Source organism: Sorangium sp. So ce302, assembly GCF_051530145.1.
GTDB lineage: Bacteria > Myxococcota_A > Polyangia > Polyangiales > Polyangiaceae > Sorangium > Sorangium cellulosum_B.
In genome coordinates this window covers 3,121,354-3,138,683 of record NZ_CP150326.1, presented here as the reverse complement: position 1 = coordinate 3,138,683, position 17,330 = coordinate 3,121,354, and the positions used below count along the sequence as shown (strand labels likewise).

15 protein-coding genes are annotated in these 17,330 nt (G+C 68.5%); 6 read left to right on the top strand and 9 right to left on the bottom strand.

The features are described 5' to 3' along the window. A complete protein-coding gene (locus WME73_RS12325; RefSeq protein WP_437915825.1) occupies positions 1-1,722 on the top strand; it encodes an ATP-binding protein in 1,722 nt (573 codons plus the stop codon). 219 nt (positions 1,723-1,941) lie between these two features. Here WME73_RS12325 and WME73_RS12320 read toward each other — a convergent pair whose 3' ends face one another. Beyond that, on the bottom strand, positions 1,942-3,258 hold the full coding sequence (locus tag WME73_RS12320; RefSeq protein ID WP_437745662.1) for a metallophosphoesterase: 1,317 nt from the start codon (positions 3,256-3,258) through the stop codon (positions 1,942-1,944). 258 nt (positions 3,259-3,516) lie between these two features. Here WME73_RS12320 and WME73_RS12315 point away from each other — a divergent pair, with 258 nt between their 5' ends. The 3 genes from WME73_RS12315 (at position 3,517) to galK (ending at position 6,667) form a co-directional block, all read left to right on the top strand. Further along, a complete protein-coding gene (locus WME73_RS12315) occupies positions 3,517-4,419 on the top strand; it encodes a bestrophin family protein (protein WP_437745661.1) in 903 nt (300 codons plus the stop codon). Positions 4,420-4,595: 176 nt separating this feature from the next. Then, positions 4,596-5,420, top strand: coding sequence for a shikimate dehydrogenase (gene aroE / locus WME73_RS12310; protein ID WP_437745660.1), 825 nt, complete (start codon positions 4,596-4,598; stop codon positions 5,418-5,420). Positions 5,421-5,554: 134 nt separating this feature from the next. After that, the gene (gene galK / locus WME73_RS12305) at positions 5,555-6,667 is read left to right on the top strand and encodes a galactokinase (protein WP_437745659.1); all 1,113 of its coding nucleotides are present in this window, start codon (positions 5,555-5,557) and stop codon (positions 6,665-6,667) included. Between the two features lie 76 nt (positions 6,668-6,743). On the opposite strand, the gene WME73_RS12300 is transcribed toward galK, so the two are convergent. The 5 genes from WME73_RS12300 to WME73_RS12280 form a co-directional block, all read right to left on the bottom strand. Next, positions 6,744-7,736 (bottom strand): NAD-dependent epimerase/dehydratase family protein, encoded by a 993-nt coding sequence (locus WME73_RS12300; protein ID WP_437745658.1) that lies wholly within the window; start codon positions 7,734-7,736, stop codon positions 6,744-6,746. A 27-nt stretch (positions 7,737-7,763) separates the two neighbouring features. Further along, positions 7,764-8,624, bottom strand: a complete 861-nt coding sequence (locus tag WME73_RS12295; RefSeq protein ID WP_437870755.1) for an ABC transporter permease subunit — start codon at positions 8,622-8,624, stop codon at positions 7,764-7,766. Between the two features lie 143 nt (positions 8,625-8,767). Next, positions 8,768-9,850, bottom strand: coding sequence for an ABC transporter permease (locus WME73_RS12290; RefSeq protein WP_437745656.1), 1,083 nt, complete (start codon positions 9,848-9,850; stop codon positions 8,768-8,770). Next, on the bottom strand, positions 9,843-11,363 hold the full coding sequence (locus tag WME73_RS12285; RefSeq protein ID WP_437915824.1) for a sugar ABC transporter ATP-binding protein: 1,521 nt from the start codon (positions 11,361-11,363) through the stop codon (positions 9,843-9,845). Before WME73_RS12285 ends, WME73_RS12290 begins: the two co-directional genes overlap by 8 nt. A gap of 9 nt (positions 11,364-11,372) precedes the next feature. Next, positions 11,373-12,401 carry an ABC transporter substrate-binding protein gene (locus WME73_RS12280; RefSeq protein ID WP_437915823.1) on the bottom strand — a complete coding sequence of 343 codons (1,029 nt, stop codon included), beginning with the start codon at positions 12,399-12,401 and terminating at the stop codon, positions 11,373-11,375. Between the two features lie 610 nt (positions 12,402-13,011). On the opposite strand from WME73_RS12280, the gene WME73_RS12275 reads away from it, so the two are divergent. Beyond that, positions 13,012-13,143 carry a hypothetical protein gene (locus WME73_RS12275; protein ID WP_437745653.1) on the top strand — a complete coding sequence of 44 codons (132 nt, stop codon included), beginning with the start codon at positions 13,012-13,014 and terminating at the stop codon, positions 13,141-13,143. Between the two features lie 80 nt (positions 13,144-13,223). Here the strand turns inward: WME73_RS12275 and WME73_RS12270 are convergent, their stop codons facing one another. Further along, entirely contained in the window at positions 13,224-13,364 is a 141-nt protein-coding gene (locus WME73_RS12270) for a hypothetical protein (protein ID WP_437915822.1), read from the bottom strand. Positions 13,365-13,464: 100 nt separating this feature from the next. Between WME73_RS12270 and WME73_RS12265 the strand changes: the two genes are divergently transcribed. Next, complete coding sequence (locus WME73_RS12265; RefSeq protein ID WP_437915821.1) at positions 13,465-14,661, top strand: vWA domain-containing protein; 1,197 nt, start codon at positions 13,465-13,467, stop codon at positions 14,659-14,661. 133 nt (positions 14,662-14,794) lie between these two features. Here WME73_RS12265 and WME73_RS12260 read toward each other — a convergent pair whose 3' ends face one another. Further along, a complete protein-coding gene (locus WME73_RS12260) occupies positions 14,795-16,231 on the bottom strand; it encodes a right-handed parallel beta-helix repeat-containing protein (protein ID WP_437915820.1) in 1,437 nt (478 codons plus the stop codon). A gap of 133 nt (positions 16,232-16,364) precedes the next feature. Beyond that, positions 16,365-16,880, bottom strand: coding sequence for a hypothetical protein (locus WME73_RS12255; protein WP_437915819.1), 516 nt, complete (start codon positions 16,878-16,880; stop codon positions 16,365-16,367). Between the last annotated feature and the right edge of the window lie 450 nt (positions 16,881-17,330).

Here is a 17,330-nt window from a genome sequence, read left to right as displayed (position 1 = left end):
ATGGTCGACGATGTGCCGGAAAGCATGGCCGTGACAGCCGCTCAACTCGAAGAGCGAGGCTTTCGGGTGGCGGTCGCTCAAGATGGTGAAGATGCGTTGGAGCGGGCCGAGCTCCTTTCTCCCGATTTGATCCTGCTCGATGTATTGATGCCGGGAATGAACGGCTTCGAGACGTGCCGGCACCTGAAAGCGTCTGAAAGCACCAAGGGCATTCCGGTGATCTTCATGACCGCTCTGGGAGAGACGGCCCACAAGGTGGCCGGGTTCGAAGCCGGCGGCGTCGATTACGTTGTCAAGCCTCTGGAGCTCGACGAGGTTTTGGCGCGAGTCAAGACACACCTGGAATTGTATACGATGCGCGCGGAGCTCGAGGCGCAGAACGTGCAGTTGCGGCGGGAAATCGAGGAGCGCGAGCGATTGGAGGCCGCGCTGCGATGCGCCCACGACAAGCTGGAGCGGAGAGTGGCGGAGCGCACGGCCGAGCTTGCCGCGGCCAACGATCTCCTGAAACAAGAGAACGGCGAGCGTAAGCGGGCCGAGGAGACATTGCGCGAAAGCCAAGGCATGCTGCAGGCAATCATCGACAATTCGGCGGCCATGGTCTACGTCAAGGACCTGCAGGGCCGATACCTGCTGAGCAACCGCCGTTTCAGGCAGCTGTTCCACGCGACCGTGGAGTCGATCGTCGGCATGACCGACCACGATCTCTTCCCCCCGGAGCAGGCCGAGATATTCCGTTCTTTTGACAGGCGGGTGCTGGAGGCCCAGGAGCCCCTGGAGACCGAGGAGGTGGTGCCGCAGGGCGACGGGATGCACACCTATATCTCGGTCAAGTGCCCCCTGTTCGACGCGGAAGGCAAGCCCTATGCTGTGTGCGCTATCTCCACGGACATCACCGAACGCAAGCGGGCGGAGGAAGAGCGGGAGAGGCTGTTGGCCAGCGAGCAGGCGGCGCGTTCCAAGGCCGAGGCCGCCGACCGAATGAAGGACGAGTTCCTCTGCACGCTCAGCCATGAGCTGCGAACGCCATTGACTTCTATCCTCGGCTGGGCGCATATTCTTCTGCGCACGAACAAATCGGACGTAGCCAGGGTGCAGCGCGGCCTCGAGGTTATTGAGCGCAACGGCATGGCCGAGCTGGAGCTCGTCGAGACTCTACTCGACGTCTCCGCCATCCTCAGCGGCAAGGTGGACCTGAAGCGGCAGCCGGTCAGCATGGCCGAGGTCATCCAGGCGGTCATCGACTCTGTAACTCCAGCCTCGGAAGCGAAGGACGTCTGCATTTCGCTGTCGCTCCGCTCAACGACCGGCCGGGTCTGGGGCGATCGCGGTCGCCTGGGGCAGATCGTGAGCAATCTGCTGAGCAACGCCGTCAAATTCACGCCCGCTGGCGGGCGCGTGGCTGTGTCGCTAGAGGAGATGGGAGCAAAGACCCAACTCCGCATCAGCGATACCGGCGAGGGAATAAGCGCAGATTTTCTTCCCCATGTGTTCGACAAATTTCGCCGGGCAAACAGCTCGACCAGCCGCTGGCACAGCGGACTTGGCCTGGGGCTTTCAATCGTGCAGGATTTGGCGAGAATGCACGGCGGAGCGGTTCACGCCGAAAGCGCCGGTGAGGGTCGGGGCGCGGTGTTCATCGTGGACTTGCCTCTGATGCCGGCGGTCGAGGAGACCGCTGCTCCGCCTTCGGCCGACGCAGGGGAAGCGCGCCCGGTCTAGCACTACTGCGGGAAGTTGCCCCAAAGCGGCAGAAGGACCGCCAAGACGCAAAAAAAAGAAGAAATAGAGGTCGAGGATCCCCACCTGCTGGCCGCTGACCAGGAGGGCGTCGCCGACCTGAGCCATCTCTCTATGGCTCGTTCAATCCGTGTCATTTTTGCGCCTTGCGTTGAAATCCGCTCCATAACCGCCGCCTGCAAGGCGGAGGCGCCTGGCCCGTCAGACGCCGTCGCCGGCGAGGTGGACCTTGAGAACGCTCTCTTCCGCCGGCACGCCGAGCCGGAGGGGAAACCCGTAGTGTCCTGTCCCGCGGTGCACGTAGAGCCGATCGGGGCCGCGGGCCCACAGGCCATGATCGGGCATCTTCACGAAGAGCTGGAGGGCGGTCCAGGAGCCTCCGAGGCTGACCAGGCCGAGCTGCCCGCCGTGGGTGTGGCCCGAGAGCACGAGATCACCCTCCCCCTCGCCGAGGTGGCGGAACGCGCCCGGATCGTGGAGCAGGACGAGCCGTAGCGCGCCCTTGATGCGCGGGTGACGGGCGCAGACGGCCGCCATGCGCTCGGCGCGATCGCGGTAATGGAAGTCCATCCCGAGGACCTGGACCGGCCCGGCGGCGGTCTCGACGAGCGCCGCGTCGTCCACGAGCAGGCGCGCCCCTGCGCGCTCCAGCGCGGTCGCTACGTGGCGGGGCGACTCGTGATCATGGTTGCCGTGGCACGCGAACACACGCCCCTCCAGGGCGCGGAGCGGGGACAGGGCCTCGGCGAGGTGATCCGCGGTGTCCTGCGATTCCATCGTCAGGTAATCGCCGGTGAGCACGACGAGATCGGGATCGCGCTCCACCGCGCGCTCGCAGATGCCGCGGAGCCGAGCGACCGACATGAACGGACCGAGGTGCGGATCGGTGATCTGGACGATGCGGAGGGCCCGGCGCGCGCCGGGCGCCCCCTCGCGCGGGAGCGGGTGGCGGCGCAGCCCGTCGACGGGGGCGCGGTCGACGACGAGCTCGATCTCCTCGCGGCGGGCGGTGAGCGACTGGAGGATACCGACGACGGCGAGCGCGAAGGGCACCCAGAGGCCGTACGGCGTGGCCCCGAGCCCGCTCGCGATGGCCCACGGGAACGACAGGAAGATCGCCGCCACGAAGTAGGACGCGGGGATGCTCACGAGCGCGCGGTAGGCGAGCGGCCGCATCCGGGGGCGCGAGAGCAGGAGGAAATGCAGGTACACCGCGCCCTGGAGGTAGGCGAACCCCGGCGCGAGCGGGCCGACATGGCGGAAGAGCGCGCACGAGATCAGGGTGTGGATGCCGAGCAGCACGCCGACGAACCGCGCGTAGAGCCCGCCCCGGCGGCGCCTCGCCGCTGCCACGACGACGAGCCAGGCCAGGGCGGAGGCCGCCCAGAACAGGACGATGGGGGACACGAACTTCAATCGACGGCTCCAGGCGATCCAGGCGCACAGGACCACCGTGGTCTGCTCTGCCTGGACGGACGCGGAGTGTCCCGCGTCCAGCGCGTCCGCGCCAGGCGCCACCGGAGGCCGACCGCCTGCCGTGTGACGCGCGTGCGCCCGCGCCGCCCGGCGGCGTTGCGGCACAGGCACCTCGCTGGTAGGGAGGCGCGATGCTCCTCTTCGTGAGCCACGCGCTGCGCGCGCTGGATCCCGGCGATCAGGGCGGCGATCCTGACAGGGCCACACGAGGATTGGCACGTTCGATGACAGGCTGAAGCCTCTTCACGTCCATGGCTCCTTCCGGTGCTCCGGGAGGGCATCGCCACGAGGGTCGCCCCGATGATCCCCTACACCAGGCGCACTTGGCTTCAGATGCTCGTCTCGCCGCGGGGCTCCCTGTCGCCGGGCGTGATGCGTCGCGTGCTGGCCTTCGGGGTCATCGCCGCCGCGCTCTGGCTCGCGCACAGGCACATCCCCCGCGTGTCGCTCTCGATCGGCATTCACGAGGTCGCCGGCGCGGTGATCGCGCTCATCCTCGCGTTCCGGACGAACACGGCCTATAACCGCTTCTGGGAGGGTCGCACCCTCTGGGGCTCGATCGTGAACGCGAGCCGCAACATCACGCGCATCGTGAACGCGCACGCCGCGGTGGACCCGGGCGCGGCGCGCGAGGTCGCCGTCTGGGTGGTGGTGTTCGTCCACGCCGCGCGGCGTTCGCTGCGCGGGCAGGCCGAGCGCCCGGAGATCGAACGGCTGCTCCCGGCGGAGCAGATCGAGGCCCTCGCGGCGCACCCTCACCCGCCGCTCCGCGCGGCGCAGCAGGTCTCCGAGCGCCTCGCGGCCTTCGTCCGGGCGGGGAGCCTCGAGCGCAACATGGCGGTGTGCGCCGAGGAGCAGCTGAGCGTCCTGGTCAACTGCCTGGGGGGCTGCGAGCGCATCCTCAAGACCCCCACGCCGCTCGGCTACATCCTGCTCCTCCAGCGGGGCGTGGCGCTCTACCTGGCCACGCTGCCCCTCGCCCTCGTCGAGGCGCTCGGGGTGCTGACGCCCGTCGTGACGATGATGGTGGCGTATCCCGTCCTGATGATCGAGGCGCTCGGCGGGGAGCTCGACGACCCGTTCGGCCACGAGCCGAACGACCTGCCCCTCACGCGCATCTGCGACACCATCGAGCGCGACCTCCTGGGGTCGTCGCCGCTCAATCTGGTGATGGCGTCGAAGGCCGAGAGCTACCAGGACTGAGCGCGGCGCGCCGATGGCGGCGCCTTGCTCGCCTCTTCCCGGGGAGGGCGGTGGAAGGCGCTCTGCACCTCGGCCGCCATGGCGCCGCCGCGCGCTCCTGGCAATTGGCTGGACACCATCGTAGATCTGCGGCGCTCGCGGGCGTGGCCCCGCGTCGCTGAGGCCTGGACGCACCCATGACCGATCGCTACGCCATCATCGGCAATCCCATCTCCCAGACCAAGTCGCCGGCGCTGCAGACCGCCTTTGCCAGGCAGTGCGGGCAGGACATGGTGTACGGCGCGATCCTCGGCGAGCTGGATGGCTTCGCCGCCGCCGTGCGCGAGTTCCAGAAGAGCGGCGGCAAGGGCATGAACATCACCATGCCCTTCAAGCTCGAGGCCTTTGCGCTGGCCGACGAGCTGACGCCGCGCGGCCGAGCCGCCGGGGCGATCAACATGTTCACCTTGCGCGCCGACGGCACCGTCCTCGGCGACAACACCGACGGCTTCGGCATCGTGCGCGACATCACCCATAACCTCGGCCGCCGCCTCGAGGGCGCGCGCGTGCTGCTCCTCGGCGCGGGCGGCGCGGTGCGCGGCACGTTGTTGCCGCTCTTCGATGAGCAGCCGGCCGAGATCTTCGTCGCCAACCGCACCGCCAGCAAGGCCGTGGAGCTCGCCGCCGAGTTCGGCCCGCATGCCGGCGCCGTCCGGCTCGCCGGCGGCGGCTTCGCCGACATCGCCGGGCGCTTCGACGTGATCATCAACGGCTCCGCCTCCTCCATGACCAACGAGGTGCCGCCCCTGCCCGCCGGCGTGTGGAGCGAGGGCTCGCTGGCCTACGACATGGCCTACAAGAAGGAACCGACCGCCTTCGTGCAGGCCGCGCGCGCGGCCGGCGTGGGTCAGACAGCCGACGGCCTCGGCATGGTGGTCGAGCAGGGCGCCGAGTGCTTCACCCTGTGGCGCGGCCTGCGGCCCGACACCGCGCCCGTCATCGCTGCGCTGCGGGCAGCCTGAGCGACGCGCCCGGCATGGATGAGCGATGAGCGAGCCCCTCGAGCTCAACCAAGGACGGCGATCTCCCGCAGTTGTGGCTTGACGTCTCCGAACCATTTGGGTTCCCTGTGCCCCGTGAACATGGGTGCGCCGCGATGACGGTGAAGGAGAATGGCTTCGAGGTCGTCTTCGGCCGTCCGGCGAAGGTCCTGGCCGAGGCGCCGGGGCGCGTGAACCTGATCGGCGAACACACCGATTACAGCGGCGGCTACGTGCTGCCGACGGCGATCCCGCAGAAGACGCGCGTCGAGCTCGCGCCCCGGGAAGACAGGCTCATCCAGGTCGCGACGGCGAACGTGGACGGCGGCGCCCGGCTCTCGTTCCGCGCCGGCGAGGAGGCGCGCCGCGGACTGTGGCTCGACTACGTGCAGGGCATCACCGCGGTCCTCCGCAGCCGTGGCGCATCGATCCCCGGCTTCGACGCGAGGATCAAGTCGACAGTACCGCTCGGAAGCGGCCTGTCATCGAGCGCCTCGCTGCTCGTGGCGCTCGCCCGCGCCCTGCGGTCGATGCTCGGCCTGTCCATCGACGACGTGGAGATCGCCCGCATCGCGCACGCCGCGGAGCACGACTTCGTGGGCGCGCCGGTCGGGACGATGGATCAGATGGCCGCGAGCCTCGCCGACGAGAGCACGGCGCTCTTCATCGACACGAGGACGCTCGCGTTCGAGCGCATCCCGCTGCCCGCGGAGGCCGAGCTGCTCGTTGTCGACTCCGGGGTGGCTCACCAGCACGCGAGCGGCGACTACAAGACGCGGCGCGCGGAGTGCGAGCGGGCGGCCGCGGCGCTCGGCGTCCCGGAGCTCCGGGACGTCGACGCGACCGTGGAGCCGCGCATCGCGTCGCTGCCGGCGCCGCTCGACCGGCGCGCGCGCCACGTCGTGACCGAGAACGCCCGGGTGCTCGCCGCCGTGGCCGCGCTCCGCGCCGGGGATCTGGGCCGCCTGGGCGAGCTCTTCGACGCGTCCCACCGGTCGATGCGCGACGATTTCGAGGTGTCCGTGCCGGCGGTCGACGATCTGGTGGAGAGCGCTCGGGCGCAGCCGGACGTCTTCGGCGCCCGGCTGACCGGCGGCGGCTTCGGCGGCGCGATCGTGGCCCTGGTGAAGCGCGGGCGCGCGGCGAGCGTGGGGCGGGCCGTCGTGGAGGCCTACGCGCGCACGCCGGGCCGCCGGGCGACGGTGCTTGTAGGCGGGCCCGTCCCCTAGCAGCGAAGCTCGGCGTCGGCGTGATCGCCAGGCTCGCCCGCCACGGGAACGGGCCGCCGCGGGGAGGCAGGGCCCATCAACCAGGGTACCAGGTGACGCGCGGGTCATCGGGCGCGCGCACGTGGTCGAAGGCGGCGTCCGTGAGCCGCGCCAAATCGTACTGCGGCCGCCAGCCGAGCAGAAACTTCGCCTTCGAGTTGTCCAGCCAAGTCGAATGGAACGGCGTCTTCACCCTCACGCTCGGCAGGCCCCGCGTCGCCTCCAGGTAACGCGCCAGCTCCCCGTAGTCCACCGGCTCGTCCATGCAGATGTTGAAGGTCTGCTGGCGAGCCTTCTCATGATTGATGGCCTTCTGGATCGCGGTGACCAGATCGTCCACATGCACGAAGTTACGCTTCACCGGCTCGCCGCGGCGGTCGAGCATCACCGGCACGGCGCCCGAGCGGACGTACCCCTCTGCCGCCTCGGCGCCGACCAGATCGCGCCACCTCGGCCCTCCGAACACGTCGTCACCGAAGGATAGCTGCGCCTTGAAGTCGTCTTTCTCCATGATCCACGGCGCGCGCAGGCAGCATCCGTTGAGCTCATATTGAATATAGTACTGCTCGAGCATGACCTCCTCGAGCACCTTGGACAGCGCGTAACAGCCCGGGTAGGCGCTGTGCCGCTGCGCCTCCGTGACGGGGACGGGGTGCGGATAAAAGAAGTGGCCCATCCCGGCGTCGCCCCCGACCAGGATGAATTGCTCGAACGCAGGGCTGGCGCGGCAGGCCTCCAGCAGCCAGAACATGCCTTTGACGGCCACGTCCATGATGCTCTCGGGGGTCTCCTTGCTGGTCGCCAGGTGCAGCACGTGGCTCACCCCCTCCATCGCCTCGTTGACGACGGTCCTGTCCTCGATGGCCCCACGCAGCACCTCGACGCGCGCCGACCGCTCCAGCATGCGGTTGTGGCACAGCGCACGGACCTTCCACCCCTCGAACGCGGGGTTCGACAGGAACCTGCGGATGAATGCCTGGCCGACCTTGCCCGCCGCCCCGGTGACCAGAATTCGCTTGGTCTCGTTCATTCTATCGCTCCTCGCTCTCCACATTCATCAATGACGACCGTACTCCACCCCCCTGGCTGCGGGGGCCGAGCGGATCAGTACCTGCTGCATGACGATGAAGACGAGCAGCAGCAGCCCGATGCTGATGTGGTGCCAGGGCGACGGCAGCCGTCCATCCAGGTTGATCACCGCCCGCACGATGCCCGTGATCATCACGCCCATCACGGTGCCGACGACGCTGCCAGCCCCCCCGGTCAGCAGCGTTCCGCCGATCACCACCGAGGCGATGGCCTCGAGCTCCAGGCCGGCGCCGATGTTCGGCTTTCCGGCGCTGTCGATCAGCGCCGTCGTGACCCCGCCGAGGCCCGCGCACAAGCCGCACAACGCGTACAGACCCACCGTCGTGGCGCCCAGCGGCACCCCCATGAGCAGCGCCGCCTGCCTGTCCCCGCCGATGGCCAGGACGTTCCGGCCGAAGCTCGTGCTACGGCCGAGGATCACGCCGAGCACGAGGACGACCAGGAACAAGAGCGCCGTCGCCGGGACCCAGGTTCGGTCCAGGCCCGGGATCGTCAGCGCGAAGCCGAGCTCATCGACGATCCAGTCCAGCACAGGGTGATCGATGCCGATCGGCTGCATGCTGACGAGGAACGCCGCGCCGCGGGCGAAGAACATGCCCGCGAGCGTCACCAGGAACGGGGGCAGAGAGAAACGATGGATCAGGTGCCCCGTCATGGCGCCGAACGCGACCGACACCGCGAGGCCGATACAGAACGCCAACAGCGGGTGGCAACCACCGGCCACCAGCGTACCGACGAGCACGGTCGTGAGCGCGACGACGGAGCCGACCGAGAGGTCGATCCCCCCCGACAGGATGACGAAGGTCATGCCCACCGCGCAGAGGCCCATCGCCGCGTTCCCCTTGATCAGGTCGACAAGGAAACGCAGGCTACGCGCCGTGTCGTAACAGACCAGCACCCCCGAGTAGAGCGCGATCAGGAGGACCGCGGTCACCATGAGCGGCAGATCCCGCCGATCCCAGCTGAGCATCGCTACTGCCACCGCTTGAGCCCGAGCAGCTCGACGAGCCGCCGGCGCGACTCCTCCGAAACCAGCAGACAGCTGAGCAGCATCACGCCGGCCTTGGGCATCGGCTCGATCTCCGAGGGGACATGCTGGATGTACATCGTGGTGGAGAGCGTTTGGATCAACAACGCTCCTATCAGGGTGCCCCCCAGATAGAAGCGCCCGCCGGTGAGCGCCGTACCGCCGATCACCGCGGCGAAAATGGCGTCCAGCTCCCGCAGGCGCCCCACGCGATCGGGGTCGGCCGTGGAGATGTACGAGGCGGCCACGAGCCCGGCGATGCCGGCGCACAGGCCCGAAAAGCCGTACAACCAGAGCTTGATGCGGCGGTCGCCGACGCCTGCGAGCCGGCTCGCCCGCTCGTTGTCGCCGATCGCTTCCATGAACAGACCGAGCGCCGTCCTCCGGCAGAGCAGCGCGGCGACGACGAACACGGCGGCCACAAGCACCATGGAGAAGGGCAAGCCACCGACATGACCGTTGCCGATGAACGCAAACGTCGCATCCGTGTGCGTCACGGGCTCGGCGCGGGTGATGAGCATGGCGACGCCGCGGACACCGACCATGCTGATCAAGGTCACGATGATGGGCTGGATGTTCAGCGCCGTCACCAGCGCGCCGTTGAACAGACCGACGCCGCCGGCGACGGCGAGGGACAAGAACGCAGCCAGGAGCGGCCCGCAGTGAGCCTCCTTCATCAGGATCACGCAGGTGGCCCCGGACAGCGCCATGACCGAGCCGACCGACAGGTCGATGCCCCTGACGGCGATCACCAGGGTCAGGCCGATCGCGAGGAGCATCACCTCCGAGCCCTGGTTGAGCAGGTTGATGGGCGTCCCGTAATAAGCCCCGTCGCGCTCGACGATGGAGAAGAAATTCTTGGACAGGACGGAATTGAACAGAAGGAGCGCCAGGAGGCCGAGCAAAGGCCAGGCCTCGCGGCGCCCGCGCATGAGCAGCAGAGCGCCCGCGCACCCGATGAAGAGGAGGATCCCGATGCCCGTGGGGGTGGCGTTCGTGCGCGCCGCTTCCGTGATCTTCTCAAGCATCGGGCGGCGTCTCCTTCTGATGGGCGATAGCCTGGATGATGGACGAAGGCGTCACGGACTCCCCTGCGAGCTCGCCCTGCTGCTTGCGGTCTCTCAAGACCACCACCCTGGAGCAGTTGCGCGCGATCTCCTCGAGCTCCGACGAGATCAAGACCGTGGCGACCCCCTTCTCGCTGAGCGACCTCACCAGCGCCTCGATCTCCAGCTTGGCGCCGATGTCCACGCCGCGCGTGGGCTCGTCGAGCAGCATGATCCGTGGCTGCATGGCCATCCAGCGCGCGAGCAGCACCTTCTGCTGATTGCCGCCCGACAGCAGCTTGACGGGCGTCTCGGGGGACGGCGTCTTGATGCTCAGGGCCTTGATGTAGTGCTGGACCAGACGATCCCGCTCGTGGCGCGGGAGCACCCGCAGCGCCCCCTGGGAGGCCTGCAAGGCGAGCACGAGGTTCTCTCGCACGGAGAGGTTCGGGATGATGCCATCCACCTTGCGGTCTTCCGGGCAGTACGCGAGGCCGGCCCGGATCGCGTGCCGTGGCGTCTTGATCTCGGTCGCACGTCCGTTCACCGCGAGCTCACCGCGATCGGCGGGCTCGATCCCGAAGAGCATCCTGGCGGTCTCGCTCCGGCCAGAGCCGAGCAGCCCCGCCAGCCCCACCACCTCGCCGGGCCGCAGCGCGAGCTCGATCGGCCCGATGACCCCCGTTCTCTCGAGGCCGCGCGCGGCGAGCGCCGGCTCCGCGGCGCTCGCCGCCCCTCCCGGACCGGCGGAGCCGCCTGGCGCGGCGCTGCCTTTCGCGCCGAGCTCGACGCCCAGCATCGCCTGAACGAGCTCCAGGCGAGGCAGCGCGCTGCTCGCGTACTGCCCGACCAAGCAGCCATTCCTGAGCACCGTGATCGTATCGCTGACCGCGTAGACTTGATCCAGGAAGTGAGTCACGAAGAGGATCGCCAACCCCTGGGCCTTCAGCCTCTGCATCACGTCGAAGAGCCGCAGCGTCTCCGCTTCATCCAGGCTGGAGGTGGGTTCATCCAGGATCAGGATCCGCGCGTCCACGGCGAGCGCGCGGGCGATCGCGACCATCTGCTGCAGCGCGGTGGGCAGCGCCGCCACCGATCGCGACACGTCGAGGTCCAGCGAGAGGCGCGCGAGGGCCTGACGAGCCTTCGCGCGGACAGCGCGCCCGTCGATCAGGCCGAAGCGCCGAGGCTGCCGGCCCAGCATGATGTTGTCCGCGATCGAAAGGTGCGGGATCAGGCTGATTTCCTGGTGCACCGCGCTGATCCCCAGCGATTCCGCGTGGCGGGGAGAGGTCGGCCGGATCACCGCACCGCCGAGGCGCAAGGTCCCGGCGTCGGGAGGATAGACGCCGGTGAGCAGCTTGATCAGCGTCGACTTGCCGGCTCCGTTCTCCCCCATCAACGCCTGGATCTCGCCGGCGCGCGCTTCGACGTGCACGTCGTGCAGCGCGCGAACGCCGGGGAAGGACTTGCTGAGGCCCTCGACAGAGAGCAAGGCCTTCCCTCAGTAGGGCCGCGAGCCGATGGCCGTCGCTGCCTGCTCGCGTTCGAAGATCTGGCCAGGGACGATCGTGCGCTTCGGCACCTTCTCACCACGCACGATCTTGTCGATCGTGTCGAAGAGCAGGGGGCCGTGCATGGGGTTGCACTCGACCGTCGCGTTCAGCTTCCCCTCCATCATGGCCTCGAACGCCGGCTTCACGGCGTCGATCGATATCACCAGGATATCCTGCCCGGGCTTCAACCCTGCCGCCTGGATCGCCTGGATCGCCCCGAGCGCCATGTCGTCGTTGTGAGCGTAGACGGCGTTGATCTCGCCCTTGTGGGCCGAGAGCAGCGTCTCCATCACCGTTTTTCCCTTGGTGCGCGTGAAGTCACCGCTCTGGCTCGCGATGATCTTCATGTCCGGATGCTTCGCGATGGCCTCGGCGAAGCCGGTCTTGCGCATCACCGCCACGTCCGCCGCCGGCGTGCCCACGAGCTCGATGATCCGCGCGTTGCCGTTCGTCTGCTTTGCGAGCCACTCCCCTGCCCGGCGCCCCTCCCAGACGAAATCCGCGACCATCACCGTCTCGTACAGATCTTCCTCCGCGTCCACGCCCCGGCTCGTGAGCACCACCGGGATCCCGGCGCGCTTGGCCTCCTTCAATGTGGGCTTCCAGCCCACGGATTCTTGCGGCGCAATGACGATGACGTCGACGCCCTTGGTGATGAACCCGTTGACGGCGTTGACCTGGTTGTTGTGCACGTTCTGACCGTCTGCGAAGAGGAGCTGCACGTGGCGCTTCTCCGCCTCCGCCTGGATCGACTTGCTGTGCGCGATCCTCCAGGAGCTCTCGGCGCCCGTCTGCGAGAAGCCGACGACGATCTCGGTCAGCTTCTTCGGCTTCCGCCCCGCGGTATCGGCGCCAGGCGCCGGCGTCTGGGCGGCGCGCGCGGCGTCGCTCTCCTCGCGGGAGCAGCCGGCGACGACGGACGCCGAGCCCAGGATGGCCAGGAACATCCTCCGTGACACGTGGTTTTGTGGGTTCATGCTCTTCAACATAGATCACGCCGCCGACGGTTGTCATCCGGCAGCGTCGCCAGCACCGCCGGATCTTTGAAGGAATCATCTCCGGTGAACAGCACTCGAGATTTCACGACAGCCGCCGAACAAGCGCGGGATGCGGTGTTCTCTTGTGGAGCCCCCTCGGCCATGCCAATCCCCATCGTCCGGCGATCGCCTCCGCGACGACCGAGCGAACGGAGCTGGTGCAAAAATCGATCAGACGAAGAATGCCTCGGTACGCGTGGTGACCCGAGCAAGGCGTAGCAACAAGGATACCCCTGGGCGGTAATGTGAACGATCACATGGGCAGCGTCAATTCCAATCGACCGGTCCGCAAGGTTCCCGAGCCCGAGGGAGCACGAGGCTGGCGGCGGCTCCTCCAGAGCGCCGCGGCAAGAGGCGCGGGCGCCTTGCCGCGATCATCGCCGACGGCGGCCCGATGCCCGCCCCCGTTGACGCGGCGCTCCGGAGGAGACCTGTCTGCCATGGGGGCACAAGGACGGTCGCTGGCGGTCGTTTCGAGTTGACATCGGTTATGTGAACGTTCACACGTCGTCTTCGGGGCCCCGCCTCGACCCGTTCTGCCAGGAGCCGGATGGCCGACCGCCACGCCATCATCGGCAATCCCATCTCCCAGACCAAGTCGCCGACGCTGCACGCCGCTGCTGCCTGGGAAGCAGCAGATCAGCAACTCCGCTGCTCAAGGCGCAAGACGGTCATGGAGTGATCGGTCATCTGGACCGAGAAGGGTTCAGCCGAGATCCGGAGTTCCGCAAGCCGTGGCAGCAGAAGTAGTTTCTGCGGGGTCTACAGCGGGGAGCAGGTCCCCGGCGTGGCGACATCACCCACAACCTCGGCGGCGATCCCGAGGGCGCGCGCCTGCTGCTCCTCGGCGCGCTCCGGCGCGCCTTGGCACAGAACGCACCTCGTGTAGCCACGTAAGTACATGAAATCACTCGGCCATGACCCGGTACGCGCCGTGCATTGCAGCCTCCCCGGCCGCGTCCGACGTCGGCGCGTGACGACCCTGGCGGCCGAGGAGATCCCGATGCACACCCGTTTCCGCTTCGCTTTCATGGTGGGAGGCCTTTTCGCGCTGGGAGCGTGCTCGGGCGGATCGAGCTCAGCAGAGGGCGGCGACGGCGAGATCCCGGGGAGGGGCGCCGGCGCTGACTCCGGCGCTGTCCCCGATGCGAGCTTCGGCTCAGGCGCTGCGGTCGGCTCAGCCGCTTCGGGAGGTGTGTCGGATGGAAGCGATCCTCCGAGCGAGGGCTCCCCCGGCGGAAGCCTGGGCACAGGAGGCGGCGGAGGCGCAGGCGGCGCAGGCGGCGCAGGCGGCGGAAGCAGCGTCGAGGCTGGCACGCTCACCGCGGGCGTCTGGGACGACAACCGCAACTTCGACTTCTTCCTCTCGTACCGGAGCACGCTCTATTCGCAGCAGCTCCCGGGCGTCCTGCCCTTCACCGAGGCCGACCACCAGGCCGCGCACAGCCTCTTCGCGGCGCCTCCAGGAAAAAAGGAGACGCTCGACGTCTCGCTCGTCATCGACACGACCGGCAGCATGGGCGACGAGATCACGTATCTCCAGACGGAGTTCATCGCGCTCTCCGACTCCATCTTCGCCAGGTACCCGAACGCCCAGCAGCGCTGGTCGCTCGTCCTGTACAAGGACACCGAGGACGACTACATCGTCCGGTGGTTCGACTTCCGCTCCGATCCCGACGAGTTCCAGGAGAAGCTCGCCGAGCAGGCAGCCGGCGGCGGCGGCGACTTCCCGGAGGCGCCGGACATGGCGCTCTCCAAGGCGGCCGACCTCTCCTGGCGCACGGGCGGCGACACCGCGCGCCTCGCCTTCTGGGTCGCGGACGCGCCCCACCACGAGAACAACGCCGCGGCGATGGCGAGCGGGATACGAGCCCTCAAGGACCTCGGGGTGGCTGTCTATCCCGTCGCGTCGAGCGGCGTGGATGAGCTCACCGAGCTCAGCATGCGCTCTGCCGCGCAGCTCACGGGCGGCCGATACCTCTTCCTGACGGAGGACTCCGGGGTTGGCGGGGCGCACAAGGAGCCGACGATCCCCTGCTATTTCGTCACCAAGCTCGATCGCGCGATCCTGCGCATGGTCGACATCGCGCTCTCCGGCGTCTACCGCGAGCCGGAGCCGTCCGAGATCCTCCGCACCGGCGGTGATCCCCAGGACGGCGCGTGCCAGCTCGCGTCAGGCGGCGAGGTGCTCGTGTTCTGATCGGACCGCCGCTCGTCGCCCCCGCTGGTAGAGCGCATGGCGGGCGACGAGCGGCGCGCCGACGCGCCCCCGGTGTCGGTCGTCGTGCTGAGAGCCGGCGAGGCGGGCGCCGTGCACGCCCGGAGCAGGCATGTCATTGCGTGCCAGGAAGCTCGTCGGCGCCGACATCGTACGCGCCGCTCCGGGGTTCGCCGTCGATGTCGTCGGCGACCTCTCCCGCCGATACGGCCACGCCTTTGTCGATGGCCCCATCCTGCCCCGCGGCCAGATGCAAATCGCCTCCCTGGGCGCCCGCGAGCAGGGAGGCAGGCGCCATCTCCAGGTTGCCAGCGAGCGTCGCCTTCGCTCCGTCGCGCTCCCTCAGCTGATGGCTCACGAGGTTGTTGGTGATCGTCGCGCTGGTGTTGCTGAACCGCCACTCGATCGATGAGAAGGGTGCCTGCGTCGACACGACCGTGTTGTGAAGCACGCGCGCGCCGCACGCCTGCTCTATCGCGATCCCCGAGTCGAAGCCCGACTGCGACGCGAACAGCGCGGCGCTCCCCGCGAAGACCGTGTTGTTCCGGACGACCCCTCCGACATGGCCAAGGGTCGAGGCGCCGGGGCACGGGTCGTCCGCGTACGTCCGCCCCTCGGTCGTCTCGCCGAGGCCGAGGCCCACTCCCCGCGCGCAATCCCGGATCGCGTTCCGCTCGACGATCGTATCACGGCTCCCTGTCCAGACGTGGATTGCGTGCTCGGACAGCCCGGAGTCGCACCAGAAGCCCGCGATGGTGTTGTCGTGAATCCGCCAGCCGCGGGCCCTGTGGATGTCCACGCCGCCGGTGTAGCAGTCGCTCACGTGCGAGCGCCCCTCGTCGGTGAGCTCGACGTGCGAGCAGGCGATGACGCCCTCGTCGGCGAACGTCGCCTGGTCTGCGCCTGCGTTCACCTTAATGCCCTGCTGGCCGGGGTCGATCACGCGGACGTTGTAGATCTGCGTGCCCTTGGTGTCGCCGGCGTCGCCGCCGATGACGTGAATCGGGTGGTTGTATGCCCGCGCGAGCGTCACGTCGGCGATCGTCACGTCCGAGGCGACGATCTGCACGATTTCAGCGCTCGCATAGCCCCCATCCAGGATGACCTTCTCCCGATTGCCGCTCTTCGAGCGGAGCGTCACCCCCGGCGAGGCGAACCGGAGGTAGGAGCCGTTCAGATCGTACGTTCCGTCGAGGAGCACGATCGAATCACCGGTCTCCGCGCTCTGCGCGATGCCCTGGAGCTCTCCGGCCTGCGAGGGGCCGACCTCGATGACGTTTCCGCTCGGCGGCGGCAGCGGCGGACAGAGCGCCGCGGGGCCGCCGGCCCCGCCGCCGCCATCGCCTCCGCCGCCGGCGGGGCCGCTACCCGGCCCGGCGCCAGGGGTGCCTGCGCCGCTCGCGCCTGCGCCGCTCGTGCCTGCGCCGCCGCTCCCTGCCATGCTGACCGCTGCGCCGTCCTCCCCGCCGCATCCGGCGGGGCTCGCTGCACCGGCGGCGACCACAAGAACAAGAAGAAGAGCCCTGCCCCCTGCCGATCTTCGCGCCCGCATGTCAGGGGACTCTACGGGCTATCTGCTGGGTTGAAAATGGCGGCCGGGGGTCCGAGGCCGCTCCGCAGAGCCGAGCGCACGGCGCGGCGCCAGGCCGGACAGCTCGGTCTGTTGACCGGTGTTCGCCGTGCGTTCACTCCGCGCAGCGCGTCACGTCGCTCGTGTCGGCCTGGAAGCAGGTGACTTCCTCGCCGCTCCCTTCTGTACCGCAGTTGTGATAGTAGTCCGCCACGTAGCCGTAGCGGTCGTCGAAGCGAATGTTGCGGAGCTCGCAGCTCTCGCTCTCGCGCTCTGCTCGGTCGAACAGGGCTTCCACCGGATCCGCTTGCTCGGGCGCTTCAACGAACGTCCAATCGCTGTGCGGAGCGACGAACCCGCTATGAGCGGCTGCGACGACGGTATCACCGGAGACCGCGGCGAGCGTGCAGCCGGGGGCGATGCCGGTGCCGCAGATCGAGATGACATACTCCTCTGGCCGGTCTGCACGCCACTTCGCGCGGTTTTCATCGAAATCGGGACCGCTGCAGCCAGCGAGCAACCAACACCCCAGCGCCACCACACTCCATGTTTTCATGCCGGCGGAACTCAGCAACTCCCATGCCAGCGCGAGAAGCGAGCGGGGGTGGCCGACGAGGAGACGACCGACCATGACGCTCCGATCATGGCCGCTGACGTCGTGTCAGGAGCGCCGTCCGAAGGTTCGGGTATCCCCTCCCTCAAGCGAGGATCGGATCGACGAGCCCGCCTGCGAGGCTCTCGTCGCCGAAGTCGTCGAGCGGGCCTCCCTGGCCGCTGGTGCAGCCGACCGTCGGGCTGATGGTGTTGGGCAGCTTTTGTTGGTGATCTTGACGTCGACGAACTGGCCGGTCGGATGGGGAAGATCTCTGCGCCCTAGTCGCCCTACGCACGTCGAAGCAGAAGGATGCTGCTTCTGAGCCACTCCGTCATGGTCACTCACGTGTGTCTGGATCAGTGATCGACCGGCCAGCCGCGATCGTGACAACGCACCACGATATCACCCCCACGACCGTCCGGGCTCTCGGGGCTGCCTCGCACCCTGCTCTGCTCACCGCACCTCCAAGGCGCCTTGCCCGTCGAG